This window comes from Herbaspirillum sp. LeCh32-8, from assembly GCF_017814915.1.
Taxonomy (GTDB): Bacteria; Pseudomonadota; Gammaproteobacteria; order Burkholderiales; family Burkholderiaceae_D; genus Herbaspirillum.
The window spans coordinates 411124-435458 of sequence record NZ_JAGIPZ010000001.1; the positions used below are offsets into that span (position 1 = coordinate 411124).

Here is a 24335-nt window from a genome sequence, read left to right on the forward strand (position 1 = left end):
GAACCGCGCTTCGATGCGTCGCGACGTATCCGCCCGGAAGGCAGGTGCAGCGCGAGTTATGGCTGAGGTGAATATCTGCTATTGCTACAATAAAGCAGACTCGTCAGTGGCAGGTGGCTATAGTTGCACCTGTCTCCTCCAATCTCCTCCTTAAGAAATTGGATTCAAGCCCGCAACCATTGGTCTGCGGGCTTTTTTTTGCCTCGCGTTTTTGTCGTCGCTTTGTCCCTGCTGCACGTGCAGGAATGCGGGCGGCGCTTCTTGGTAAGATGGCGTCTGTGGCGTAGCCGGATCTGCTAGCGATCAAGCTGCCGTATTTTCAGTTCAGAATCATTCAATGTCCCAGACTCCTCAGTCCCAGCCCTTGCCCGAGCGGCCCGACACGCCTTGCGTGGCCGTCTGTTCCACCACGTTCGATGACGTCTGCCGCGGTTGCGGCCGCACCGTCGATGAGGTGGCGCAGTGGGTCTTCATGAACGTGGAAGAGCGCGAAGTGGTGTGGCAACGCATCCTGGCGCAAGGCTATCCGCGCCGTAATTACTGATTTCCCGGGTTGCGCCGCTCAGCGCGCAGGCAGGCCGAAGAAGCTGACGCCGGCGGCGCGCAGCATTCCGGTCAGAGCGATCAGCGGCAGACCGGTCAGCGCCGTGGGGTCGTCGCTGCGGATGCTTTGCAGGATGGCAATGCCCAGGCCTTCATTCTTGGCGCTGCCGGCGCAGTCATAGGGCTGCTCGATGCGCAGGTAGGCGTCCAGCTCGGCGTCCGGCAGGTCGCGCACGGTCACCAGTGTTTGCACGTTGCGAATCTGGACGGCGCTCGCAGCATCGGCGCGGCGGCCGTCCCACAGGCACAGCGCGGTATGGAACACGACTTCGCGTCCGCGCATTTTCTGCAGCTGTTTCAGCGCATTGGCATGGTTGCCGGGCTTGCCGATCTGTTCGCCGTCCAGCGTGGCGACCTGATCCGAGCCGATCACCAGTGCGGCGCCGGCCTTGGCGGCGACCGCCGCGGCTTTTTCGCGCGCCAGGCGCAGCGCGGTGGCGTCCGGTGTTTCGCCGGGCAGCGGGGTTTCGTCGATGTCCGGGATCATGGTCTCGAACGGCAATCCCAGGCGGCTCAGCAATTCCTTGCGATAGGCGGAGCTGGAGCCGAGGATCAGGCGCGGCGGGGTGGCGATGATGGCATCTTGGGGCATGGCGGCGAGTTGGATGGGTGTGTTCAGGTCGGCAAGTTTTCAGCTGCGAGCGGATGAAAAACGGCTGAAAACCGTGGGAAAAGACGTTGCGCCGCGACAGCCTGGCGAAAAAAATGCCGGAAGCGCGCTAACGCTTTGACTGGTAAGGAAATTTTCTGTTATTATCGCAGGTTTTCCGGATTGCAGCTTTGATGATGAATGCACATGTGATCGACGCGTTCGAGTTCTGCCGCCTGAAGCAGCAGGCTCAAGGCGACATTCCGGTTGCTGAATTAGGTCGTCTGGCGCAAGAGACGGTTGACCGTTCCGGCTCGATTTCCTGGACTCTGTCCGGCGATATCGACAAGCTGGGGCATGCTCAACTTAGTCTGGCAGTGTCGGGTGCAGTTAATCTGATCTGTCAGCGTTGCCTGACGGCATTGAATTTCGAGATTGATTCGAAGTCGCTGCTGGTGTTGGCAAAAGATGAGGCGCAGGCCGATGCGATCGAGGAGCTGATCGACGATGAAGAGATTGAAGTCATCGTCGGTACGGCAAACTTCGACGTGATCAACCTGATCGAGGACGAGGCGTTGCTGGCATTGCCGGTGGCGCCGAAGCACCAAGCGTGTCCCGAGACGGGCGTGGCGGCCGAGGCCAAAGGTACTGAACGGGCTTCCCCGTTTGCGGTGCTGAAGAAGTTGAAGCAGTAAATGTTTGGGATGTCTGGCGGATGCCGGGCAGCGGCAGGCGGGATCGGGGAGTGTTCAAAAACCCTGGTTCCGTATGTTAAAATTTTCAATCTTAAGGTTTAGGAGTAATCATGGCCGTTCAACAGAACAAAAAGACCCCGTCGAAGCGCGGTATGCATCGTGCACACGACTTTCTGACTGCACCCCCGCTGGCTGTTGAGCCGACGACCGGTGAAACCCACCTGCGTCACCACATCAGCCCGAACGGTTTCTACCGTGGTCGCAAAGTGCTGAAGACCAAGAACGACGAGTAATCTCATTTATTGAGCTTGCTGTTTTTGGAGAAAAGCGGCGCAATGAGCTTCCGTTGCAGGAGGTTCATTTTGCGCCGCTTTTTTATGCCCGCGACATTCGTGTCGGCGGGCTTGCCTGTCAGTCTCCGCTTGGCTGTTCACCGGCGCGTTCAAGCGCCGGAGTTTGATCCCGTTATTCTCAGCGGTGTTCAAACTGCCTCATAATGTGGGCTGGCAAGGCTCTGAATCAAATCGATGACCATCAAAATTTCAATCGACTGCATGGGTGGCGATCATGGCCCGTCAGTCACTCTCCCGGCCGCTGCCTCTTTCCTTCGTCGCGAGTCCGATGCGGAGCTGATCCTGGTCGGCCAGGAAGGCGTGCTGCAGCCGCTGCTGAAGAAATACAAGCTGGCCGGCGATGCGCGCGTCCAGATCCGCAACGCCTCCGAAGTGATCACCATGGAAGACCCGATCGAGGTCGCCTTGCGCCGCAAGAAGGATTCTTCCATGCGCGTGGCGGTGACCCTGGTCAAGGAGGGGCTGGCGCACGCGGCCGTGTCGGCCGGCAATACCGGCGCCCTGATGGCGGTGTCGCGCTACGTGCTCAAGACCTTGCCGGGCGTGGATCGCCCGGCCATCTGCACCATCCTGCCCAACCAGAAGGATGGCCCTACCTACATGCTCGACCTCGGCGCCAACGTCGACTGCGAGCCTCAGCATTTACATCAATTTGCATTGATGGGCTCGGCCCTGGTTTCCGTAATGGAAGGCAAGGCCAAGCCGACGGTCGGCCTGCTCAACGTGGGCGAGGAGGACATCAAAGGCAATGAGCTGGTCAAGGAGACCGCCGGCCTGCTGCGCGCCGATCATGAGAAGGGTATCCTCAACTTTTACGGCAACGTGGAAGGCAACGATATCTTCGAAGGCACCACCGATCTGGTCGTGTGCGACGGTTTCGTCGGCAATGTCACGCTGAAGGCGTCGGAAGGTCTGGGGCGCTTCGTCAAGATCGTGCTGACCTCGGAATTCAAGAAGGGCATCATCAACAAGCTGGGCGCCCTGATCGCCTACGGCGCCATCAAGGCGCTGTCGCGCCGGCTCAATCCCTCCCGTTACAATGGCGCCAGCCTGCTGGGCCTGAAGGGGCTAGTGTTCAAGAGCCACGGCGGCGCCGACGTGTATGCATTTGAATGGGCGATCCGCCGCGCGTATGATGCCGCCAAATACGATGTGCTCGCGCGCATCGGCGCCACCATGGCCGAGCTGATGCCGCAGGGACAAGGGAGTGCAGCAGAGACGGCCGCACCCGCTGCGGGAGTCGAGCAGCCGGCGGCGCCGGCCTCGCTGTAACGGGCGTGCAGTAATAACCGAACCAATAGAGCAAAAAGACGGTATGACCACCTATAGCAAAATCGTCGGTACGGGCAGCTACCTGCCTGCCAAGCGTGTTACCAACAATGAACTGGCTGCGCAGCTCGCGGCGCAAGGCGTCGAGACCTCGGACGAATGGATCGTCACGCGCAGCGGCATTTCCGCGCGCCATTACGCGCAGCCTGCCGAGCTTTCCAGCGATCTCGCCCTGGCGGCGTCGCAGCGCGCGCTGGAGGCGGCCGGCATGCAGCCCAACGATATCGACCTGATCATCCTGGCGACCTCGACGCCGGATCACCTGGGCGGCTTCCCCAGCACGGCCTGCGTTCTGCAGCGCAAGCTGGGCATCACCAACGGTTCGCCGGCGATGGACGTGCAGGCGGTGTGCAGCGGCTTCGTGTACGCAATGTCGGTGGCTGACAGCTTCATCAAGTCTGGCGCGCACAAGAACGTGCTGGTGATCGGCGCGGAAGTGTTTTCGCGCATTCTGGACTTCAAGGACCGCACCACCTGCGTGCTGTTCGGCGACGGCGCCGGCGCCATCGTCATGAGTGCGTCCAGTGAGCCGGGCGTGCTGGCCACCAAGCTGCATGCCGACGGCAGTCACGGCCACATCCTGTGCGTGCCGGGCAACGTCGACAACGGTGCCGTGGCCGGTAGCGCCTATCTGTACATGGATGGTCCGGCGGTGTTCAAGCTGGCCGTCTCGGTGCTGGACAAGGTGGCGCGTGAAGCGCTGGAAGCGGCTAAGGTCGATGCTTCCGAAATCGACTGGTTGATTCCGCACCAGGCCAATATTCGCATCATGCAAGGCACCGCCAAGAAGCTGGGCCTGCCGCTGGAAAAAATGGTGGTGACCGTCAACGAGCACGGCAACACCTCGGCCGCATCGATTCCGCTGGCGCTGGACCAGGCCGTGCGCGACGGTCGCGTCAAGGCTGGCCACACCGTCATGATGGAAGGTGTGGGCGGCGGTTTCACCTGGGGCGCGGTGCTGGTCCGCATGTAAGCAAGGCTGGAGCGTGGCCGGCAGTCGCCAGCATGGCGCACCGGCGGCGTTTCGATTCTTTTCATCCAACCTCAATCAAATCCAAGCATGACAAAATTTGCTTTCGTTTTCCCGGGCCAGGGTTCTCAGGCGATCGGGATGCTCAACGGTTTTGCCGACAATGAAGTCGTTCGCCAGACCGTCGCCGAGGCGTCCGATGCGCTACAGTTTGACCTGGGCAAGCTGATTGCCGAAGGCCCGAAGGAAGATCTGGACCTGACCACCAATACCCAGCCGGTCATGCTGACGGCCGCCGTTGCGTTCTATCGCGCCTGGCTGGCCGCCGGCGGCGCCGTGCCGGCGCTGGTGGCTGGTCACAGCCTGGGGGAATACTCGGCGCTTGTTGCCGCCGGCGTAATCCAATTCAAGGATGCCGTGCCGCTGGTGCGTTTCCGCGCTCAGGCCATGCAGGAAGCCGTGCCCGTGGGGCAGGGCGGCATGGCGGCGATCCTCGGTCTGACGGACGATGATGTGCGCGCTGCCTGCGCCGAAGCTGCGCAAGGCCAGGTGGTGGAGGCCGTCAACTTCAACGCGCCGGCACAGGTCGTGATCGCCGGGCACAAGGACGCGGTCACCCGCGCCTGCGACATCGCCAAGGCCAAGGGCGCCAAGCGCGCGCTGCCGCTGCCGGTGTCGGCGCCGTTCCATTCCTCGCTGCTGAAGCCGGCGTCGGATCGCCTGCAGGCTTACCTGGCCAACGTCGCCTTCTCGGCGCCGCAGATTCCGCTGATCAACAACGTCGATGTCGCCGTGGTCAGCGATCCGGCTGCCATCAAGGACGCGCTGGTGCGCCAGGCCGCCAGCGCTGTGCGTTGGGTGGAGACGGTGCAGAAGATGGGCGCGGACGGCATCACCCATGTGATCGAATGCGGTCCGGGCAAGGTGCTGACCGGCCTGACCAAGCGCATCAACGGCGAATTGATCGGCGAAGCCATCGTCGACCAGGAATCCCTGAACAAAGTATTGGAGCTGCTCAAGTGAGTGCAAATCTGCAAGGACAAGTCGCGCTGGTCACCGGCGCATCGCGCGGCATCGGCCGCGCCATCGCGGTTGAGCTGGTGAAGCAGGGCGCCAAGGTGGTGGGCACCGCCACCTCGGAAGCCGGCGCCGCCGCCATCACCGAATACCTGAACGTACTGCAGCCGGATGCCGGCCGCGGCGTCGTGCTCAACGTCAATGACGCCGAGGCTTGCGGCGCGGTGGTCGAGCTGGTGCAGAAGGACTTCGGCTCACTGTCCATCCTGGTCAACAATGCCGGCATCACGCAGGACCAGTTGGCCATGCGCATGAAGGATGAGGAGTGGGATGCCGTCATCGCCACCAACTTGACCGCCGTCGGCCGCCTGTCGCGCGCCGTGCTGCGCGGCATGATGAAGGCGCGCCATGGCCGCATCATCAACATCACTTCGGTGGTGGGTGAGGCCGGCAATCCGGGGCAAATGAACTACGCCGCCGCCAAGGCCGGCGTGGCCGGCATGAGCCGCGCGCTGGCGCGCGAGATCGGCAGCCGCAACATTACCGTGAACTGCGTGGCGCCGGGCTTCATCGACACCGATATGACCAAGGCCCTGAACGAGCAGCAGTCCGCCGCGATCCTGCAGCAGATTCCGCTGGGTCGTCTGGGCGCCGCCGAGGAGATCGCCGCCGCGGTCGCCTTCCTGGCTTCGCCGCAGGCCGGCTACATCACCGGCAGCACGCTGAACGTCAACGGCGGCATGTATATGGGATAAGAATGCGGCAAGGGACTCTGTGCTTGATTTAAGTCCTTTTGACGTATTTTGTTTGAAGTTATGCTGGACTTGGCGCAATCTTGCCAAGAATAGTTAAAAGTAAATTTTCCGCGCGCAAACCTGCTAAAATGCGCGCACTTTTGTAACCTGTCTATCCTCTGGAGGAACAATATGTCCGATATCGAACAACGCGTTAAGAAGATCGTCGCTGAGCAACTGGGCGTCGCTGAAGCCGACATCAAGAACGAATCGTCGTTCGTTGACGACCTGGGCGCTGACTCGCTGGATACCGTCGAGCTGGTGATGGCCCTGGAAGATGAGTTCGAAATGGAAATCCCTGATGAACAAGCTGAAAAGATCACCACCGTGCAACAGGCGATCGATTACGCAAAGTCGCAAGTCAAGGCCTGATAAGGGCTTTGAATCTAGTTTCAGGAGAATTGCTTGAGCCGCACTCGTGAACGTCGTGTAGTCATTACCGGCCTGGGATGCATTTCGCCTGTCGGCAACAATATTGCCGATACGTGGAGCGCCATCAAGGAAGGCAAGTCCGGCATCGCCACCATCACCAAGTTCGACGCCTCGCCTTTCACCACGCATTTCGCAGGTGAAGTGAAGGGCTTCAATATCGAGGATTACATCCCCGCCAAAGAAGCGCGTCACATGGATACCTTCATCCACTACGGGATGGCAGCGGGTATCCAGGCTGTCGAAGACAGTGGTCTGGCGGTAACGGACGAAAATGCCGAGCGCATCGGCGTCATGATCGGTTCGGGTATCGGCGGCTTGCCGCTGATCGAAGAAACGCATGCCACGCTGACCGCACGTGGACCGCGCCGTATCAGTCCGTTCTTCATTCCGGCCTCGATCATCAATATGATCTCCGGCAACCTGTCGATCAAGTACGGCATGAAGGGCCCTAACCTGGCCATCGTGACGGCTTGCACCACGGGTCTGCATTGCATCGGCGCATCCGCGCGCATGATCATGTACGGCGACGCTGACGTGATGATCGCCGGCGGCGCGGAGTCCAGCGTTTCGCCGCTGGGCATCGGCGGTTTCGCTTCGGCGCAGGCGCTGTCCCGTCGCAACGATGATCCGGCCACCGCATCCCGTCCGTGGGACAAGGATCGCGACGGCTTCGTGCTGGGCGAGGGCGCCGGCGTGATGGTGCTGGAAGAGTACGAGCACGCCAAGGCGCGCGGTGCCAAGATCTATGCCGAGCTGTTGGGCTTCGGCATGAGCGGCGACGCCTATCACATGACCGCGCCCAACCTGGACGGCCCGCGCCGCTGCGTGCTCAATGCACTGCGCGATGCAGGCGTCAATGGTGACGAGGTGCAGTACTTGAACGCGCACGGCACTTCCACGCCGCTGGGCGACCAGAACGAATCCAACGCCATCAAGGCCGCCTTCGGCGACCACGCCTACAAGATGGTGGTCAACTCGACCAAGTCGATGACCGGCCACTTGCTGGGCGGCGCCGGCGGTCTGGAGACGGTGTTGACCGTGCTGGCAGTGCACCACCAGGTGTCGCCGCCGACGATCAACATCTTCAACCAGGATCCGGAGTGCGATCTTGACTACTGCGCCAACACGGCGCGTGACATGAAGATCGATGTTGCTGTAAAGAACTCTTTCGGGTTCGGCGGCACCAACGGTACCCTGGTCATCGGCAAGATGTAAAATGCGGTACCCGGCTTCCACGTGGAAGCCGGGTTTGTCGTTTTGATGGCGTCTTATGTCGATAGCAGTCTCTGCGGATATCAAACCTTCCCGCCTGCTTTTGTTGATCATGGGTTTCGCATGCCTGTGCGTGGCCCTGATCGGCGTCTTCGTGTGCCTGTTGATGCCGGGGCAACTGTCCTGGGCGGCGCGCGGTATCCTGGCGGCGGCATGTATTCTCGCAGCGGCTGTCGCACTTTTCTTGGTCTTGCGTGACCGCAAGACCATCTGGCTGCATATTTCCGGCACCGGGCAGATCCGCGTGGTGGAGCATCTGGCCAGCGGCGCTTCCCGCGCCAAACCTCAGGTCATGAAGGCCGGCTTGGCGCAGTTGCTGGCCGGCACCACCATTTGGCCGGGCATGATGTTTTTGCGCCTGCGCCTTGAAAACGGCAAGACCCGTACCATCCCGATACTTTCTGATTCGGTCTCGGAAGACACCTTCCGCGCGCTGTCCGTGGCGTGCCGCTGGCTGATCAGTCACAATACGGCCAAAGCCCGTATGCTTGAGAAATAAGCCGGCCACTTGAAAAATTGCCGGCAGGATTCATCTGCCTAGGGCAATGACGACAGAACAACACGGCGATAAAAGAACAAGGAACCCGGTTTGACGACAGAACGCGAAATAGACCAGCAGCTTGTTGAGCGCGTCCAGCGTGGCGACAAGAAGGCGTTCGAGCTATTGGTGGCCAAATATCAACGCAAGCTGATGCGCCTCGTGTCGCGGCTCGTGCGCGACCAGGCCGAAGCCGAGGACGTAGTGCAGGAAGCCTTTATCAAGGCGTACCGCGCCTTGCCGCAATTCCGCGGCGATTCGGCCTTCTACACTTGGCTTTATCGCATCGGCATCAACACCGCAAAGAACTATCTCGTTACTTTGGGGAGGCGAGCCCCAACTTCTACTGAAGCTGACGCTGAAGAAGCGGAAACTTTTGACGATGGAGACCATCTGAGGGACATCAACACTCCAGAGTCGATGTTGGCTACCAAGCAGATTGCTCAAACGGTCAACGTAGCGATGGAGGCATTGCCGGAAGAATTACGTACTGCCATTACGTTGCGCGAGATCGAGGGGTTGAGCTACGACGAGATTGCAGATGCGATGAATTGTCCGATCGGCACCGTGCGCAGCCGCATTTTCCGCGCCCGGGAAGCAATTGCCGAGAAGTTGCGTCCGTTGCTGGATACGGCCTCGGACAAGCGCTGGTGATGTCGCTGCAAGCGTGTTGATAAAAAGCAAAAAATAATAAAGCGGGTATGGAACTAAGATTTTTGCCGGGTGACTGCTTATGGATACCAAAGTAACGACCAAAGAACAGATCTCTGCGCTTGCCGATGGCGAGCTGGGCTCTGAAGAAATGACTATTGCCCTCGCGGCTCTGCGTTCTTCGAAAGAAGACAACGAGGCCTGGGGCGTCTACCACCAGATCGGCGACGTGCTGCGCTCCGAGGATATGGGTGTGCCGCTGAGCGCCGGTTTCTCGGCCAAGATGAGTGCGCTGCTCGATGCTGAGCCTACGATCGTGGCGCCGCAAGCGCCGGCTGAAGCCGCCAAGCCGGCGCAAGTCGCTCCGGCGGCTGCGGCCAACGGCGATCACCGCGCCCAGCGCCCGCGTTTGCTGGGTCGCTTCCTGCTGCCGGGTGCAGCAGCAGCCGCCGCCGCGGTGGCGGCCGTGTTCGTCGCCATGCCGCAGCAGGCGGTCGTGACGGCTGATGCCAAGGTTGGCGCGCCGATGGCGCAGGTGGCCTCGGCGCCGGTCAGCGTGCCGTCGGCGATTGCGACTGTGTCCGCCACGGGCGCTGATGCCTCCGGTTCGCAAAACGTCACGCAACTGAGCACGCTGGCGCAGCAGGGCGAAGTCAAGCGCGATCCGCGTATCGACGATTACCTGTTCGCCCACCAACGTTTCTCGCCTTCCTTCAGCTCGGCGCAATACGCGCGTTCGGCCGCATTCTCTGTTGACGCAGATAAATAATATGCAGCGAACAGGGCATCTGCTCGGGCTCATTTCTCTACTTTCCGTGTTTCTCGCGCCATCGGCCCAAGCGGCTGATGGTGCGCCCGCCGTCGCCGACGAGGCGGCTGCATCCTCCGCCCAGGCGCAGCTGAAGAAGCTGCAATCGGCGGCGCAGCGCCTCAGTTATTCCGGCACCTTCGTCTACCAGCAGGCCAACCAGATGCGCACCTCGCGCATCACGCACGTCCTGGCCGGCAAGAACGAGCTGGAGAAGCTGGAGGTCCTGGACGGCAAGCCGCGCGAGTACCTGCGCAACAACGACGACGTCGCTTGCTACATCCCTGAAGCCAAGACCGTCCTGATCGAAAAGCGCGTCACGCGGGATGTCTTTCCCGCCATCTTGGGCGCCAGCCCGGAAGATCTGGCCAATCACTACAATGTGAGCATGGGGCCGGAAGAACGGGTCGCCGGGCGTGATTGCCAGGCGATCGTGCTGGAGCCGCGCGACAAGCTGCGCTACGGCTACCGCTTCTGGGCCGACAAGCAGACCGGCCTGCTGCTGCGCGCACAGACGCTGGACGGTCGAGGCGAGGTGGTCGAGCAGATTTCCTTCACCCAGGTCGAGATCGGTCCGATCGACCGCGCCCGCGTGCGTCCCAGCTATGCCGATACGCATGGCTGGCGCGTGGAGCGCGCGGCGATGAGCCAGGTCGACCTGTCGGCCTGGAATGTCACGCCGCCTTCGGGGTTCCGCAAGATCCAGGAAGTGCGCAGACTGATTTCCGATACGCCGCCCAGCGGCGCCGCCCCGGCCCAAAGTAAGCCGAGCGAGCGGGAAGTGTCGCAGATTGTGTTTTCCGATGGTTTGGCCGCGATTTCGGTCTTCATTGAGCCGGGCAGCCAGAATCGCAATGAAGGCGCGGTCCAGCAGGGCGCCATGAATATCGTCGGTCGTCGCCAAGGGGATTACTGGCTGACGGTCGTGGGTGAAGTGCCGGCGGCTGCGATCCGCCAGGTTTCAAATTCCATCGAGCTGAAATCCAAATAAAAGAGACTGTTGCAATGACTTCACTGAAGAACTCCATCGCCGGCTCGCTGCTGGCGGCTTCCATTTTTGCCGCGGCGCCGGTCGTGATGGCTGCGCCGCCGGTGGTGTCGCCGAGCGTGGCGGCCTTGCCGGACTTCGCCGATATTGTGGATCGCACCGGCCCCGGCGTGGTCAATATCCGCACCACCGAGCGCGTGCGCCAGAATGCGCAGGGCCAGGGCGGGATGGATGATCCCGAGATGCAGGAGTTCTTCCGCCGCTTCTTCGGCATTCCCGTGCCGCGCCAGCAGCAGCCGGGCTCGCCGCGCGGTAATGGCAAGCAGGGCGGCCAGGGCCAGCAGGAAGAGGTGCCGCGCGGCGTGGGCTCGGGTTTCATCATCTCGGCCGACGGTGTCATCCTGACCAATGCTCACGTCGTGGAGGGCGCCAGCGACGTCTACGTGACGCTGACCGACAAGCGTGAATTCAAGGCCAAGATCGTCGGTTCGGATACCCGTACCGACGTTGCCGTGCTCAAGATCGATGGCAGCAACCTGCCGCGCCTGACCATGGGCGATTCCGACAAGATCCGCGCCGGTGAATGGGTGCTGGCGATCGGTTCCCCGTTCGGCCTGGAAAATACCGTTACCGCCGGCATCGTGTCAGCCAAGGCGCGCGACACCGGCGACTATCTGCCGCTGATCCAGACCGACGTCGCCGTAAACCCGGGCAACTCGGGTGGTCCGCTGATCAACCTCAAGGGCGAAGTGATCGGCATCAATTCGCAGATCTACAGCCGTTCCGGCGGCTTCATGGGAATTTCCTTCGCGGTGCCGATCGATGAGGCGCTGCGCGTGGCCGATCAGCTCAAGTCCAGCGGCCGCGTGACGCGCGGACGCATCGGCGTGCAGATCGGCGAAGTGACCAAGGATGTGGCCGAGTCGCTGGGTCTGGCGCGTGCGCAAGGCGCGCTGGTGCAGCGTGTCGAACCGGATGGCCCGGCCGCCAAGGCCGGTCTGGAAGCCGGCGACATCATCCAGAAGTACAACGGCGCGGCCATCGAGCGCCCGAGCGACCTGCCGCGCATGGTCGGCGCCACCAAGCCGGGCTCCAAGGCGACCGTCACCGTCTGGCGCAAGGGCAGTGCGCGCGACGTCAGCGTGACCGTGGTCGAGCTGGAGGCCGACAAGCCCAAGCAGGCCGAGGAGAAGAAGGCCAAGCCCGACAATGCACCCAACTCGCTGGGCCTGATCGTCAGCGACCTGTCGGATGCCCAGAAGAAGGAGTTGAAGGTGGATAACGGCGTGCTGGTCGAGTCCGCCATTGGCGCCGCAGCGGCCGCCGGTATCCGCCCGGGCGATGTGGTTCAGCGCGTCAATGAAGTCGATGTCAAGGATGCCAAGCAATTCGCCCAGCTGGTCGCCAAGCTCGACCCCAAGAAGCGCGCCGCAGTACTGGTGCGCCGTGGCGACTCCTCGCAATTCGTGCCGTTGCGACCGGGCAACGGCGGCAATTGACCGTCCTGGCTGCAGGCACTGACGCAGTTGGTAGTGCAAGGCTGCGCTTCCCCGGGAGCGCAGCCTTTTTCATTCGAATATTGAGACGGCTCACATGCCAGAAAAAGTCGATACGATCCGTTTCGTGATCTATTCCCGCAGTTACTGCCACCTGTGCGAGGACATGCGCGATGCGCTGCAAGCCGAGCTGGGGGCGACGCCGGCCGGCATCGACATGATCGACGTGGATACCGATCCGGCTCTGGTTGAGCTGTACGACGAACTGGTGCCGGTCCTGGTCGGCTTGCGCGGCCAGGCGCCGGGTGTGCGGCTTTGCCACTATCACCTGGACCGCGAAGCGCTGCGGGCCTTCCTGGCGGCGGGGAAAACCAGGGCCTGAACGCTGCCTTGGTGCCGGAAAAGCGGGCTTGTCCCTCTGAAATCCGGTAAAATGCCGGGTCGAACAAGCTGCTGCAAAGGCGCTCGGCCGGGGTAAGTCCCGCTACTGAGCGCCTTTTTTCATCGTTTCCTGTCTGTTAATGAACAATATCCGTAATTTCTCGATCATCGCCCACATCGACCACGGCAAGTCCACCTTGGCCGACCGCATCATCCAGTTGTGCGGAGGCCTTTCCAACCGCGAGATGGAAGCCCAGGTGCTGGATTCGATGGATATCGAGCGCGAGCGCGGCATCACCATCAAGGCGCAGACCGCCGCCCTGCAATACAAGGCCAAGGATGGCCAGATCTACAACCTGAACCTGATCGACACCCCGGGTCACGTTGACTTCAGTTATGAAGTCAGCCGCTCGCTGTCGGCCTGCGAAGGCGCGCTGCTGGTGGTCGATGCCTCGCAGGGCGTGGAAGCGCAGACCGTGGCCAACTGCTACACCGCGCTGGATCTGGGCGTGGAAGTGGTGCCGGTCCTGAACAAGATCGATTTGCCGTCGGCCGACCCCGACAATGCCAAGAGCGAGATCGAGGAAGTGATCGGCATCGACGCCTCCGACGCCACGCCGTGCTCGGCCAAGACCGGCCTGGGCGTGGAAGACGTGCTGGAAACCATCGTGGCCAAGGTGCCGGCGCCCAAGGGCGATCCGGACGCGCCGCTGCAGGCGCTGATCATCGACTCCTGGTTCGACAACTATGTCGGCGTGGTGATGCTGGTGCGTATCGTCAACGGCACCCTGCGTCCCAAGGAGAAGATCCTCTTCATGGCCACCGGCGCCCAGCACCTGACCGAAAGCATCGGCGTGTTCACGCCCAAGTCGCAGTCGCGCGAAGAGCTGACCGCCGGTCAGGTGGGCTTCGTGATTGCCGGCATCAAGGAACTGAAGTCGGCCAAGGTGGGTGACACCGTGACCCTGGCTTCGCGTCCCGCACCGGCGCCGCTGCCGGGCTTCAAGGAAGTGCAGCCGCAGGTGTTCGCCGGCCTGTTCCCGGTGGAAGCCAATCAGTACGACGCGCTGCGCGACTCGCTGGAAAAACTGAAGCTGAATGACGCCGCCCTCATGTACGAGCCGGAAGTCTCGCAGGCGCTGGGCTTCGGCTTCCGCTGCGGCTTCCTGGGCCTGCTGCACATGGAAATCGTGCAGGAACGCCTGGAGCGCGAGTTCGACATGGACCTGATCACCACCGCGCCCACCGTGGTGTACGAGGTGCAGATGCGCGACGGCACCATGCTGATGGTGGACAACCCGTCGAAGATGCCGGAAGTGTCCAAGATCGAGGAGGTGCGCGAGCCTATCGTCACCGTCAACCTGTACATGCCGCAGGAGTACGTCGGTTCGGTCATCACGCTGTGCACGCAAAAGCGCGGCGTCCAGACCAATATGAGCTACCACGGCAAGCAGGTGCAGCTGACCTATGAAATGCCGATGGCCGAAATCGTGCTCGACTTCTTCGATCGCCTGAAGTCGACCTCGCGCGGGTATGCGTCGATGGACTATGAGTTCAAGGAATACCGCGCCGCCGACGTGGTCAAGGTCGACATGCTGATCAACAGCGAGAAGGTCGATGCGCTGGCCATCATCGTGCACCGCGCCGCCGCGCAGTTCCGTGGACGCGCAGTGGCCGCCAAGATGCGCGAGCTGATCCCACGCCAGATGTTCGACGTGGCCATCCAGGCCGCCATCGGCGCCACCATCATCTCGCGCGAGAACGTCAAGGCGATGCGCAAGAACGTGCTGGCCAAGTGCTACGGCGGCGACATCTCGCGCAAGCGCAAGCTGCTGGAAAAGCAGAAGGCCGGCAAGAAGCGCATGAAGCAGGTCGGCTCGGTGGAAATCCCGCAGGAAGCGTTCCTGGCAATCTTACAAGTGGAAGAGAAATAACATGCAGGCATTGTTGGGCAACTTCGCGCTGATTTTGTTCGTCCTGATGGTGGTGACCGGCGTCGTCTGGTTCGCCGACACCTTCATGCTGTCCAAGCAGCGCCGCGCCCGCGCCGATGCCGCGCTGGCCGAGTTCGACGCCCGCGTGGCGCGCGACAAGGCCGAAGGCATCGAACGCGACGGCAGCATGCCGGGCAAGCGCGCCGAACTCGAAGCCAAGCTGACCAAGCAACCGGCCTGGATCGAATACTCGGGCAGCTTCTTCCCGGTGATCGCGCTGGTGTTCTTCCTGCGTTCCTTCCTGTACGAGCCGTTCAAGATCCCTTCGAGCTCGATGGTGCCGACTCTGCTGGTGGGCGATCTGATCCTGGTGAACAAGTACACCTATGGCATCCGCCTGCCGATCATCAACAAGAAGATCGTGGAAGTGAACAATCCGCAGCGCGGCGACGTCATGGTATTCAAGTATCCGAAGGACATGACGGTGGACTACATCAAGCGCGTTGTCGGCGTGCCTGGCGACAAAATTGTCTATAAAAACAAGCGCTTAACGGTCAATGGTGAAGAAATTTCTTATAAACCGCTCCCGGATTATCTGGACGAGGAAAATCTGACGTACTATAAGCAATGGCAGGAAAACCTGACCGGCGTAGAACACAAGATCCTCACGGATGAGCGTGCCCCGAACTTCGTGCCCAACCCCGATGCCTTCCCGCATCACGAGCTGTGCACCTACAACGCCGAAGGCTTCGCCTGCACCGTACCGCCGGGCGAATACTTCATGATGGGCGACAACCGGGACAACAGCCTGGACAGCCGCTACTGGGGCTTCGTGCCGGACCAGAACATTGTCGGCAAGGCATTCTTCGTCTGGATGAACCTTGGTAATTTGAAGCGGATCGGCGGCTTCCAGTAATAGCGCCGCATCCTGGTTAAGAAGTTTCCATTTGGCATTTTTTGCGTTGTGGAGGCAGACCGGAGCAGTTTTCAGCTTTGCTTTGAACCGATCCCGCTGACTGATCAGGACGGCCGTTTCCCGGACATGCGCGCATCGCGCGCCGGGCGGCGACCTGATGAATGACGGATGAAAAAATGGATCCTCAACTCTTGCAACATCGGCTAGGCCACAACTTCAAGGACGCTTCTTTGCTGCAGCAGGCCTTGACGCACCGTAGCCATAGCGCCTTGCATAACGAGCGGCTGGAATTCCTCGGCGATTCGGTGCTGAACTGCGTGGTGGCATCCCTGCTGTTCGAACGCTACGACAAGATCGACGAAGGCGACCTCTCGCGCCTGCGGGCCAACCTGGTCAAGCAGCAATCCCTCTACGAAATCGCCCAGCGGCTGGAGCTCTCGCAGTTCCTGCGCCTGGGCGAGGGCGAACTCAAGTCGGGCGGTTTTCGTCGTCCCTCGATCCTGGCAGACACGCTGGAGGCGCTGTTCGGCGCCATCTTCCTGGACTCCGGTTTTGACGCCGCATGCGGCGTGATCCGCTCGCTGTATATCCCGGTGCTGGAGCATGTCGATCCAAAGACCCTGGGCAAGGACGCCAAGACCCTGCTGCAGGAATTCCTGCAGGGGAAGAAGATCCCGCTGCCGCAATACAACGTGATCGCCACCCATGGCGCGGCCCACAACCAGGAGTTCGAGATCGAATGCCTGGTGCCCAAGCTGGACATCCAGGTGTTCGGCACCGGCGGCAGCCGTCGCGCGGGCGAGCAGGCCGCAGCCAAGCTGGCGCTGGAAGCGGTGCAGCTGGCGCTGGCGAAGACGCCGTCGGCCGGGCGCAAGCCGCGTGCGCGCACCACCCAGCTAAAGCTGGCCGGCATCGCGACCATCCAGCCGGATGCGCCGGAGCAGGAAGTGCTGGGCAAGGGCAATCGCCCCGATGCAGGCGAGCGCGGCGGCAACGTGAAGTCGATCAAGGCGGAGAAGGGCGACAAATCCGACAAATCCGACAAGTCGGAAGCGCGCGAGAAGCACGACCTGGTCGACAAGGCCGAACGCCTGGAAAAGTCCGAAGCCAAGGCGGAGGGCAAGGTGGAAAAGCAGGACAAACAAGACAAGCAGGACAAGCAGGACAAGCAAGACAAGACCGTGAAAGAGCCCAAGGAGCAGAAGGACGCCCAAGGCTCGGCACGTACCCCGGCGGCATCCCGCAATGAGGGCAAGAGCGGTAGCGAGCGCGGCGACGCGGTCGCGGCAGAACCCATATCGGCGACGGCAGTCGCCTCGCAATCCAGAACAGCATGACAGATTCCCCAATCGCCGGCGCGCAGCCGGCACAGGCGCCGGGCGATGACTATCGCTGCGGCTACATCGCCATCGTGGGCCGTCCCAATGTCGGGAAGTCGACATTGATGAACGTGCTGGTCGGCGCCAAGGTCAGCATCACCTCGCGCAAGGCGCAGACCACGCGCCACCGCATTACCGGCATTCAGACCATCGGCAGCACGCAATACGTCTACGTCGATACGCCCGGTTTCCAGACCCGCCACAGCAACGCGCTCAACAAGACGCTCAACCGCACCGTCACCACCACGCTGACGGCGGCTGATGTGATCCTGTTCGTCATCGAGGCCGGCACGTTCGGCCCGGCCGACAAGCAGGTGCTGGAGCTGTTGCCGCCCAACGTGCCGTGCATCCTCGTGATGAACAAGGCCGACCGCAACAAGGACAAGACCACGCTGATGCCGTTTGCGCAGGAGGTCGCCTCGCATCACAACTTCGCGGCCGTGGTGCCGGTGTCGGCCAAGCAGCGCTTCCAGCTGGATGCCTTGCAGGAGGAGGTGCGCAAGCTGTTGCCGAACAACCCGCCGATGTTCGACGAGGACGACATCACCGACCGCAGTGAGAAATTCCTCGCCTCCGAGATCGTCCGCGAAAAAGTCTTCCGCTTCGTTGGCGAGGAGCTGCCTTACACCAGCACGGTGCTGATCGAGAAGTTCGAGCAGGAGGGCAACCTGCGCCGTGTGTTCGCCGCCATCCTGGTTGAGCGCGACACCCACAAGGCCATGGTGATCGGACAGAAGGGCGCGCGCCTGAAGGAAATCTCAACCCAGGCGCGGCTGGACATGGAGCGCCTGTTCGGCGGCCCGGTCTATCTGGAGATCTGGGTCAAGGTCAAATCCGGCTGGGCCGACAACGAAGCCGGCCTGCGCGCTTACGGCTACGAATGAGCCGGCCGGGCGCGATTGATCCCGCAGCATATTCGATGGCATTCGCCGCGCGCAGCTGCGACGCGGCACAACGCATTGAGGACGGACAACGATGACTACCGTGCTTTCCGAATCCCAACTGGCCCAAGGCCAGGTTCGGGCTGACCTCCGGACCGAGGCCCCGGTTGCGCCGGCCCGCAGCGAGGCCAAGAAGCCCACGCGTGCGCGCAGCCGCGCCGTGCCGGAAAAGGAGCACAAGGTCCTGGCGCAGCCTGGCTTCATCCTGCACAGCTACCCCTACAAGGAAACCAGCCTGATCGTCGACGTGCTCTCGCGCGACTACGGCCGCGTGGCATTGGTGGCCAAGGGTGCCAAGCGTCCGCATTCGGCGCTGCGGGGCGCGCTGCAGACGTTCCAGCCGCTGTCGCTGTCCTGGAGCGGCCGCTCCGAAGTGCGCACCCTGACCGGCGCCGAATGGGTCGGCGGCCTGCTGCCGCTGGAGAACTCGGCCTTGCTGTGCGGTTTCTACCTGAACGAATTGCTGGTCAAGCTGCTGGCCCGGGAAGACGCGCACCCGGCGCTGTTCGACAACTACGTGGCCACCCTCAACAAGCTGGCTCACGGCGAGAACGCGCCCATCGTGCTGCGCCAGTTCGAACGCATCCTGCTGAAGCAGACCGGCGTGGCCGGCAACTGGAGCCATTGCACCGTCAGCGGCAAGACGGTTCAGGGCGACGGCATCTACGTGGTTGATCCCGAAGTCGGCACGCGGCCCGAGCGGTTGTCCGATCGCGCGCCCAAAGTCTCCGGCAAGACCCTGCTGGACATGGAGCGCGAGGACTACAGCGATCCGACCACCCAGCTGCAGAGCAAATTCCTGATGCGCTACCTGCTGGCCCACCATCTCGGCGGCGCCCAACTCAACACGCGTCAGATCCTGATCGACCTGATGCAGCTTTGATCCGTCGGCGACGGCCGGCTGGAAATACGCCTGGTCGTCCCGATATAGACAAAGAACTCCCGCTGTTCCGCTTCCCGCCGCGTCCGCCGCGGCTTTTCCGACGAACCCAACAACAAGATTCCTGTCGCCATGAGTTTCCTGCAGCCCGCCGGCCCCACGATTGAACTGGGCATCAACATCGACCACGTCGCCACGCTGCGCAACGCTCGTGGCACCAGTTATCCCGACCCGATCAAGGCGGCGCTGGAAGCCGAAGAGGCCGGCGCCGACGTCATCACGCTGCACCTGCGCGAAGACCGCCGCCACATCCGCGACGCCGATGTCCAGGCGATCCGCCCGTTGCTGCGCACGCGCATGAACCTGGAAGCTGCGGTCACGCGCGAGATGCTGGATTTCGCCTGCGTCATCAAGCCGCAGGACGTCTGCCTGGTGCCGGAAAAGCGCACCGAGGTGACCACCGAGGGCGGTCTGGACGTGGCAGGCCACTTCGCCGACGTGCAGGCGGCGATCCGCCAGCTGCAGCAGGAAAATATCCGCGTCTCGCTGTTCATCGACCCCGACGCGCAGCAGATCCGGGCCGCGGCCGAAGCCGGCGCGCCCGTCATCGAGCTGCATACCGGTCGTTACGCCGACGCCACCAGCGCTGCCGAGCAGCAGGAAGAACTCGAGCGCATCCAGTCCAGCGTGCTGGAAGGCGTCAAGCTGGGTCTGAAGGTCAACGCCGGTCACGGCCTGCATTACACCAACGTGCAGGCGATCGCCGCCATCCCGCAGATTGCCGAGCTCAACATCGGCCACGCGGTGGTGGCGCACGCGGTATTCGCCGGCTGGCGCAACGCCGTCTCGGAGATGAAGGCGATCATGGTCAAGGCGCGCCTGGCCGCCATCGGCAAGGCCTGAGGCGCGCGCATGATCTACGGCATCGGCACCGACATCCTCAAAATCCCGCGCGTGGTGGATGCGCTGGGACGCCACGGCGACCGCTTCGCCGGCAAGATCCTGGGCCCTGAGGAAATGCAGAAATACCTGCGCCGCAAGGCCAAGGTCGAGGCGCGCGGCGTGCGTTTCCTGGCCACCCGCTTCGCCGCCAAGGAGGCGTTCTCCAAAGCCATCGGCATGGGCATGCGCATGCCCATGACCTGGCGCGCCATGCAGGTGCTGAACGACCCCAGCGGCAAGCCCGTGGTGGTGTGCAGCGGCAGCCTGAAAACCTGGATGGAAGAGCAGGGGCTCACCGCCCAGGTCACCATCACCGACGAGGCTGAATACGCCGTCGCATTTGTCATCGTGGAGAAGAAATGAATGAAGTCGTGAGGCCGCTGGGTCCGGTCATGCTGGACGTGGTCGGCACCCGCCTGGACGCCGCCGATATCGCCCGCATCGCCCATCCGCTGACCGGCGGCGTAATCCTGTTCGCCCGCAATTACGAAAACCGCGCCCAATTGACCGAGCTGACCGCAGGCATCCGTCGCGCGCGTCCTGGCGTGCTGATCGCGGTCGACCATGAAGGCGGTCGCGTGCAGCGCTTCCGCACCGACGGCTTCACCCGCTTGCCGGCGATGGGCAAGCTGGGCCAGTTGTGGGACCAGGATGTATTGCAGGCCACCAAGCTGGCCACTGCGACCGGATTCGTGCTGGCGGCCGAGCTGCGCGCCTGCGGCGTCGATCTGTCGTTCACGCCGGTGCTGGATCTGGACTATGGTGAATCGACAGTGATCGGCGACCGCGCCTTCCACCGCGATCCGCGTGTGGTGACGCTGCTGGCCAAGAGCCTGAACCATGGCCTGGCGCTGGCTGGCATGGCCAACTGCGGCAAGCATTTCCCCGGTCATGGTTTCGTGGCGGCCGACTCGCACGTCGCCATTCCGGTCGATGAGCGCGAGCTCGACGCTATTCTCGGCGAGGACGCCACCCCCTACGACTGGCTCGGCATGAGCTTGGCGGCGGTGATGCCGGCCCACGTGATCTATCCCAAGGTCGACAAGAAACCCGCCGGCTTCTCGAAGAAGTGGCTGACCATGCTGCGCAAGCGCTTCGCCTTCCAGGGCGTGATCTTCAGCGACGACTTGAGCATGCACGGCGCCAGCGTGGCCGGCGGCGCGCTGGATGCGGCACAGGCCGCACTCGACGCCGGCTGCGACGTGGCGCTGATCTGTAATTCGCCCGACAAGGCCGACCAGATCCTGGCCGGCCTCGAAGGCGGCACCGATGCCGCCTCGGCCGCGCGCCGCGCGGCGCTGGTGCCGGCGTCGCCTGCCTTGGACTGGGAGGCGCTGCAGCGCGATGAGCGCTATCTCGCCGCACGCGAGCTGGTGCTGTCGCTGTAAGACCCCATCCGTTTTTTAGCCGCCGCCATGTCCGAACCGACCGATACGCAATTGCCCGATCCGCGCGAACTCGTGCTGGAGACGGTGGCGCGGCTGCCGCACTTGCCTGGCGTCTATCGCTACTTCGACAGTGAAGACAACGTGCTCTACGTCGGCAAGGCGCGCGACCTGAAGAAGCGCGTTTCCAGCTATTTCCAGAAGACGCTGACCAGCCCGCGCATCGCCATGATGGTGGAGCGCATCGCGCGCCTGGAGACCACCGTCACGCGCAGCGAGGCCGAGGCGCTGCTGCTGGAAAACAACCTGATCAAGACGCTGCGTCCGCGCTTCAACATCCTGTTTCGCGACGACAAGTCCTATCCCTACCTGAAGATCACCGGCCACGCCTTCCCGCGCATGGCCTATTACCGCGGCGCGGTTGACAAGCGCAACCAGTATTTCGGCCCGTTTCCCAATGCCGGCGCGGTGAAGGAGTCGATCCAGATCCTGCAGAAGGTATTCCAGTTGCGCACCTGCGAAGACACGGTCTATACCAATCGTACGCGACCCTGCCTGCTGCACCAGATCCACCGCTGCAGCGGGCCTTGCGTGAAGCTGGTCAGCGCCGAGGATTACGCGATCGATGTCGAGAACGCCTCCAAATTCCTGCGCGGCCGCCAGACCGAGGTGATGCAGGCGCTGGAGCAGAAGATGCACGCCTTCGCGGCCGACCTCAAGTTCGAGCAGGCGGCGGCTGTGCGCGACCAGATCGGCTCGCTGTCGTCGGTGCTGCACCAGCAGAGCATGGAGACGGTGAGCGACGCCGACATCGACATCATCGCCGTGGTGGTGCAGGGTGGGCGCGCCTGCGTCAACCTGGCGATGGTGCGCGGCGGCCGCCATCTGGGCGACCGCGCGTATTTCCCCACGCATGTGGATGATGCGCAGGACACCGCCGAGGACAGCATCGAGGTCGAAGTGCTGAAGGCTTTTCTGGCGCAGCACTACATCGACAAATTCATTCCCGGTTCGCTCATCGTCAGCGTCGAGTTCGACGATCCGGCGCTGATGGTAGCGCTGATGGAGCAGTGCGGGCACCGCATCGCGCTGACGTTCCAGCCGCAGGGCCAGCGCCGCCAGTGGCTGGAAATGGCGGCCAAGGGCGCCGAGCTGTCGCTGGCGCGGCTGCTGTCGGAGCAGGGTTCGCAGCAGGCGCGCACGCGCGCACTGGCCGAGGTGCTGGAGCTGGAGTCGGACGACCTGGAAAACCTGCGCGCCGAATGCTTCGACATCAGCCACACACAGGGCGAAGCGACCCAGGCCTCGTGCGTGGTGTTCCATCACCACGCTATGCAGAACGGCGAATACCGCCGTTACAACATCAACGACATCACGCCGGGCGACGACTACGCCGCCATGCGCCAGGTGCTCACGCGCCGCTATGAGAAGGTCGCCAACGGCGAGGGCGTAATGCCTGACATCGTGCTGATCGACGGCGGCAAGGGGCAGGTTGAAATGGCGCGCCAGGTGCTGACCGAGCTGGGCCTGGACATCAGCCTGATCGTCGGCGTGGCCAAGGGGGAAGGGCGCAAGGTCGGCCTGGAAACCCTGGTGTTCGCGGACGGCCGCGCGCCGCGCGAGCTGGGCAAGGAATCGGCGGCGCTCATGTTGATTGCGCAGATCCGCGACGAGGCACACCGCTTCGCCATCACCGGCATGCGCGCCAAGCGCGCCAAGGCGCGCCAGACCTCCCGCCTGGAAGAGATCGAAGGCATCGGCGCCAAGCGCCGCCAGCGGCTGCTGGCGCGCTTTGGCGGCTTGCGCGGGGTGGCCGACGCCAGCGTGGATGAACTGGCGTCGGTGGACGGCATTTCGCGCCTGCTGGCCGAGGAAATCTACCGCCAGCTGCACTGAGCAGGCTGCGGGCCACGTTGGCCGTGTCGCTTAGACGAGCCGTGGCTGAGTGACTCTGCTACTATTCGTTAAAATTTTTTTGTGTACGCCGCTTCAACCTAACAAGACGTATGCCTCTCAACTTTCCCATTCTGCTGACCTGGCTGCGGGTTGCGCTGATCCCGCTGGTGGTCGGCGTGTTCTATCTTCCCGAGATCGGCCTGAACCGTTTCGAGCAAGGCGTAGCCTCCACCATCATCTTCATCGTCGCCGCCGCGACCGACTGGTTTGACGGTTTCCTCGCGCGCCGCTGGAACCAGACCTCGGCCTTCGGCGCCTTCCTCGATCCGGTCGCGGACAAGCTGATGGTCACCGGCGCCTTGCTGGTGCTGGTGCACTTGGGCCGTGTGCATCCGGTCATCGCCTTCATCATCATCGGGCGCGAGATCGCGATCTCGGCGCTGCGCGAGTGGATGGCGCAGATCGGCGCTTCCAAGTCGGTGGCGGTGAGCTCGCTGGGCAAGATCAAGACCACGGCGCAGATGATCGCCATCCCCATGCTGCTGTACTACGACACGCTGCTGGGCGTCATCGATACCCGGCTGTGGGGCGCGATCCTGCTGTTCATCGCCGCGGTGCTGACGGTGTGGTCCATGCTGTACTACCTGCGCCGTGCGATGCCGCTGATAAAAAACGTGCAGGAAAAATCATAAATGATGTTGACAATTTCCAACGGTGCCCTATAATAGCGTTCTGTTGTCGATGCGGGAGTAGCTCAGTTGGTAGAGCGATACCTTGCCAAGGTATAGGTCGAGAGTTCGAGACTCTTCTCCCGCTCCAGGTTACTTGGAAAAAAGGAAGCCTAACAAAGCTTCCTTTTTTTATTGTATGAGGCGCGTGCACGTCAACGATGTGTGGTGCAACCCAGGTTGGATCAACGCAAAAATGTTTGCTAAAAAGATGTTTGCAAACAACACGCGTTTTAGGTAGTATGCGTGTCCCCAAGGCGGGGTAGCAAAGTGGTTATGCAGCGGCCTGCAAAGCCGTCTACGCCGGTTCGATCCCGACCCCCGCCTCCAAAACACTCCATGCGGGAGTAGCTCAGTTGGTAGAGCGATACCTTGCCAAGGTATAGGTCGAGAGTTCGAGACTCTTCTCCCGCTCCAG

26 protein-coding genes and 3 tRNA genes are annotated in these 24335 nt (G+C 62.4%); 28 read left to right on the plus strand and 1 reads right to left on the minus strand.

Going from position 1 to position 24335, the window contains the following annotated elements; genetic code table 11:
• Positions 1-337: 337 nt before the first annotated feature.
• The gene (locus tag J8I26_RS01910) at positions 338-544 is read left to right on the plus strand and encodes a DUF1289 domain-containing protein (protein WP_209603531.1); all 207 of its coding nucleotides are present in this window, start codon (positions 338-340) and stop codon (positions 542-544) included.
• 18 nt (positions 545-562) lie between these two features.
• On the opposite strand, the gene J8I26_RS01915 is transcribed toward J8I26_RS01910, so the two are convergent.
• On the minus strand, positions 563-1195 hold the full coding sequence (locus J8I26_RS01915) for a Maf family nucleotide pyrophosphatase (RefSeq protein WP_209603533.1): 633 nt from the start codon (positions 1193-1195) through the stop codon (positions 563-565).
• Between the two features lie 194 nt (positions 1196-1389).
• Between J8I26_RS01915 and J8I26_RS01920 the strand changes: the two genes are divergently transcribed.
• The 27 genes from J8I26_RS01920 (at position 1390) to J8I26_RS02050 (ending at position 24334) form a co-directional block, all read left to right on the plus strand.
• Positions 1390-1887 (plus strand): YceD family protein, encoded by a 498-nt coding sequence (locus J8I26_RS01920; protein WP_209604745.1) that lies wholly within the window; start codon positions 1390-1392, stop codon positions 1885-1887.
• 110 nt (positions 1888-1997) lie between these two features.
• Positions 1998-2180: a 50S ribosomal protein L32 gene (rpmF, locus tag J8I26_RS01925; protein ID WP_006463510.1), complete on the plus strand. Its 183-nt coding sequence runs from the start codon at positions 1998-2000 to the stop codon at positions 2178-2180.
• A gap of 234 nt (positions 2181-2414) precedes the next feature.
• Positions 2415-3512 (plus strand): phosphate acyltransferase PlsX, encoded by a 1098-nt coding sequence (gene plsX, locus J8I26_RS01930; protein ID WP_209603535.1) that lies wholly within the window; start codon positions 2415-2417, stop codon positions 3510-3512.
• A gap of 43 nt (positions 3513-3555) precedes the next feature.
• A complete protein-coding gene (locus tag J8I26_RS01935) occupies positions 3556-4542 on the plus strand; it encodes a beta-ketoacyl-ACP synthase III (RefSeq protein WP_209603537.1) in 987 nt (328 codons plus the stop codon).
• Between the two features lie 87 nt (positions 4543-4629).
• Positions 4630-5562 carry an ACP S-malonyltransferase gene (gene fabD / locus J8I26_RS01940; RefSeq protein WP_209603539.1) on the plus strand — a complete coding sequence of 311 codons (933 nt, stop codon included), beginning with the start codon at positions 4630-4632 and terminating at the stop codon, positions 5560-5562.
• Complete coding sequence (gene fabG, locus J8I26_RS01945; protein ID WP_209603541.1) at positions 5559-6311, plus strand: 3-oxoacyl-ACP reductase FabG; 753 nt, start codon at positions 5559-5561, stop codon at positions 6309-6311. Before fabD ends, fabG begins: the two co-directional genes overlap by 4 nt.
• A gap of 171 nt (positions 6312-6482) precedes the next feature.
• Entirely contained in the window at positions 6483-6722 is a 240-nt protein-coding gene (gene acpP, locus J8I26_RS01950) for an acyl carrier protein (RefSeq protein WP_006463505.1), read from the plus strand.
• A 33-nt stretch (positions 6723-6755) separates the two neighbouring features.
• Positions 6756-7997, plus strand: a complete 1242-nt coding sequence (gene fabF / locus J8I26_RS01955; protein WP_209603544.1) for a beta-ketoacyl-ACP synthase II — start codon at positions 6756-6758, stop codon at positions 7995-7997.
• A 55-nt stretch (positions 7998-8052) separates the two neighbouring features.
• Positions 8053-8553, plus strand: coding sequence for a protein YgfX (locus J8I26_RS01960; RefSeq protein WP_209603546.1), 501 nt, complete (start codon positions 8053-8055; stop codon positions 8551-8553).
• 90 nt (positions 8554-8643) lie between these two features.
• The gene (gene rpoE, locus J8I26_RS01965) at positions 8644-9246 is read left to right on the plus strand and encodes an RNA polymerase sigma factor RpoE (RefSeq protein WP_079215344.1); all 603 of its coding nucleotides are present in this window, start codon (positions 8644-8646) and stop codon (positions 9244-9246) included.
• A gap of 79 nt (positions 9247-9325) precedes the next feature.
• Positions 9326-10012 (plus strand): sigma-E factor negative regulatory protein, encoded by a 687-nt coding sequence (locus tag J8I26_RS01970; RefSeq protein WP_209603548.1) that lies wholly within the window; start codon positions 9326-9328, stop codon positions 10010-10012.
• A 1-nt stretch (position 10013) separates the two neighbouring features.
• Entirely contained in the window at positions 10014-11042 is a 1029-nt protein-coding gene (locus tag J8I26_RS01975; RefSeq protein ID WP_209603550.1) for a MucB/RseB C-terminal domain-containing protein, read from the plus strand.
• A 14-nt stretch (positions 11043-11056) separates the two neighbouring features.
• The gene (locus J8I26_RS01980; protein WP_209603552.1) at positions 11057-12538 is read left to right on the plus strand and encodes a DegQ family serine endoprotease; all 1482 of its coding nucleotides are present in this window, start codon (positions 11057-11059) and stop codon (positions 12536-12538) included.
• A 94-nt stretch (positions 12539-12632) separates the two neighbouring features.
• The gene (locus tag J8I26_RS01985; protein WP_209603554.1) at positions 12633-12917 is read left to right on the plus strand and encodes a glutaredoxin family protein; all 285 of its coding nucleotides are present in this window, start codon (positions 12633-12635) and stop codon (positions 12915-12917) included.
• Positions 12918-13056: 139 nt separating this feature from the next.
• Complete coding sequence (lepA, locus tag J8I26_RS01990) at positions 13057-14850, plus strand: translation elongation factor 4 (RefSeq protein WP_209603556.1); 1794 nt, start codon at positions 13057-13059, stop codon at positions 14848-14850.
• A 1-nt stretch (position 14851) separates the two neighbouring features.
• Positions 14852-15766, plus strand: coding sequence for a signal peptidase I (gene lepB / locus J8I26_RS01995; protein ID WP_209603558.1), 915 nt, complete (start codon positions 14852-14854; stop codon positions 15764-15766).
• Positions 15767-15942: 176 nt separating this feature from the next.
• On the plus strand, positions 15943-17103 hold the full coding sequence (gene rnc / locus J8I26_RS02000) for a ribonuclease III (RefSeq protein WP_209603560.1): 1161 nt from the start codon (positions 15943-15945) through the stop codon (positions 17101-17103).
• Positions 17100-18029, plus strand: a complete 930-nt coding sequence (gene era, locus J8I26_RS02005) for a GTPase Era (protein WP_209603562.1) — start codon at positions 17100-17102, stop codon at positions 18027-18029. Before rnc ends, era begins: the two co-directional genes overlap by 4 nt.
• A gap of 91 nt (positions 18030-18120) precedes the next feature.
• Entirely contained in the window at positions 18121-18969 is an 849-nt protein-coding gene (recO, locus tag J8I26_RS02010) for a DNA repair protein RecO (RefSeq protein WP_209603564.1), read from the plus strand.
• A gap of 129 nt (positions 18970-19098) precedes the next feature.
• Positions 19099-19869, plus strand: a complete 771-nt coding sequence (pdxJ, locus tag J8I26_RS02015; protein ID WP_209603566.1) for a pyridoxine 5'-phosphate synthase — start codon at positions 19099-19101, stop codon at positions 19867-19869.
• 9 nt (positions 19870-19878) lie between these two features.
• Complete coding sequence (gene acpS, locus J8I26_RS02020; RefSeq protein WP_209603568.1) at positions 19879-20271, plus strand: holo-ACP synthase; 393 nt, start codon at positions 19879-19881, stop codon at positions 20269-20271.
• Positions 20268-21296 (plus strand): beta-N-acetylhexosaminidase, encoded by a 1029-nt coding sequence (nagZ, locus tag J8I26_RS02025; protein WP_209603570.1) that lies wholly within the window; start codon positions 20268-20270, stop codon positions 21294-21296. The genes acpS and nagZ overlap by 4 nt, the downstream gene beginning before the upstream one ends.
• Before the next feature lie 27 nt (positions 21297-21323).
• Positions 21324-23189: an excinuclease ABC subunit UvrC gene (uvrC, locus tag J8I26_RS02030; RefSeq protein ID WP_209603572.1), complete on the plus strand. Its 1866-nt coding sequence runs from the start codon at positions 21324-21326 to the stop codon at positions 23187-23189.
• Positions 23190-23299: 110 nt separating this feature from the next.
• Positions 23300-23881, plus strand: coding sequence for a CDP-diacylglycerol--glycerol-3-phosphate 3-phosphatidyltransferase (gene pgsA, locus J8I26_RS02035; protein WP_209603574.1), 582 nt, complete (start codon positions 23300-23302; stop codon positions 23879-23881).
• A gap of 51 nt (positions 23882-23932) precedes the next feature.
• Positions 23933-24008 (plus strand) — tRNA-Gly (locus J8I26_RS02040).
• Positions 24009-24173: 165 nt separating this feature from the next.
• Positions 24174-24247 (plus strand) — tRNA-Cys (locus J8I26_RS02045).
• A gap of 11 nt (positions 24248-24258) precedes the next feature.
• Positions 24259-24334 (plus strand) — tRNA-Gly (locus J8I26_RS02050).
• Position 24335 lies beyond the last annotated feature (1 nt).

Coding starts and splice junctions, on each gene's coding strand:
- J8I26_RS01910 (WP_209603531.1), top strand. CDS start 338: ATGTCCCAGACTCCTCAGTCCCAGCCCTTGCCCGAGCGGCCCGACACG.
- J8I26_RS01915 (WP_209603533.1), bottom strand. CDS start 1,195: ATGCCCCAAGATGCCATCATCGCCACCCCGCCGCGCCTGATCCTCGGC.
- J8I26_RS01920 (WP_209604745.1), top strand. CDS start 1,390: ATGAATGCACATGTGATCGACGCGTTCGAGTTCTGCCGCCTGAAGCAG.
- rpmF (WP_006463510.1), top strand. CDS start 1,998: ATGGCCGTTCAACAGAACAAAAAGACCCCGTCGAAGCGCGGTATGCAT.
- plsX (WP_209603535.1), top strand. CDS start 2,415: ATGACCATCAAAATTTCAATCGACTGCATGGGTGGCGATCATGGCCCG.
- J8I26_RS01935 (WP_209603537.1), top strand. CDS start 3,556: ATGACCACCTATAGCAAAATCGTCGGTACGGGCAGCTACCTGCCTGCC.
- fabD (WP_209603539.1), top strand. CDS start 4,630: ATGACAAAATTTGCTTTCGTTTTCCCGGGCCAGGGTTCTCAGGCGATC.
- acpP (WP_006463505.1), top strand. CDS start 6,483: ATGTCCGATATCGAACAACGCGTTAAGAAGATCGTCGCTGAGCAACTG.
- J8I26_RS01960 (WP_209603546.1), top strand. CDS start 8,053: ATGTCGATAGCAGTCTCTGCGGATATCAAACCTTCCCGCCTGCTTTTG.
- J8I26_RS01970 (WP_209603548.1), top strand. CDS start 9,326: ATGGATACCAAAGTAACGACCAAAGAACAGATCTCTGCGCTTGCCGAT.
- J8I26_RS01975 (WP_209603550.1), top strand. CDS start 10,014: ATGCAGCGAACAGGGCATCTGCTCGGGCTCATTTCTCTACTTTCCGTG.
- J8I26_RS01980 (WP_209603552.1), top strand. CDS start 11,057: ATGACTTCACTGAAGAACTCCATCGCCGGCTCGCTGCTGGCGGCTTCC.
- J8I26_RS01985 (WP_209603554.1), top strand. CDS start 12,633: ATGCCAGAAAAAGTCGATACGATCCGTTTCGTGATCTATTCCCGCAGT.
- lepA (WP_209603556.1), top strand. CDS start 13,057: ATGAACAATATCCGTAATTTCTCGATCATCGCCCACATCGACCACGGC.
- lepB (WP_209603558.1), top strand. CDS start 14,852: ATGCAGGCATTGTTGGGCAACTTCGCGCTGATTTTGTTCGTCCTGATG.
- rnc (WP_209603560.1), top strand. CDS start 15,943: ATGGATCCTCAACTCTTGCAACATCGGCTAGGCCACAACTTCAAGGAC.
- era (WP_209603562.1), top strand. CDS start 17,100: ATGACAGATTCCCCAATCGCCGGCGCGCAGCCGGCACAGGCGCCGGGC.
- recO (WP_209603564.1), top strand. CDS start 18,121: ATGACTACCGTGCTTTCCGAATCCCAACTGGCCCAAGGCCAGGTTCGG.
- pdxJ (WP_209603566.1), top strand. CDS start 19,099: ATGAGTTTCCTGCAGCCCGCCGGCCCCACGATTGAACTGGGCATCAAC.
- acpS (WP_209603568.1), top strand. CDS start 19,879: ATGATCTACGGCATCGGCACCGACATCCTCAAAATCCCGCGCGTGGTG.
- nagZ (WP_209603570.1), top strand. CDS start 20,268: ATGAATGAAGTCGTGAGGCCGCTGGGTCCGGTCATGCTGGACGTGGTC.
- uvrC (WP_209603572.1), top strand. CDS start 21,324: ATGTCCGAACCGACCGATACGCAATTGCCCGATCCGCGCGAACTCGTG.
- pgsA (WP_209603574.1), top strand. CDS start 23,300: ATGCCTCTCAACTTTCCCATTCTGCTGACCTGGCTGCGGGTTGCGCTG.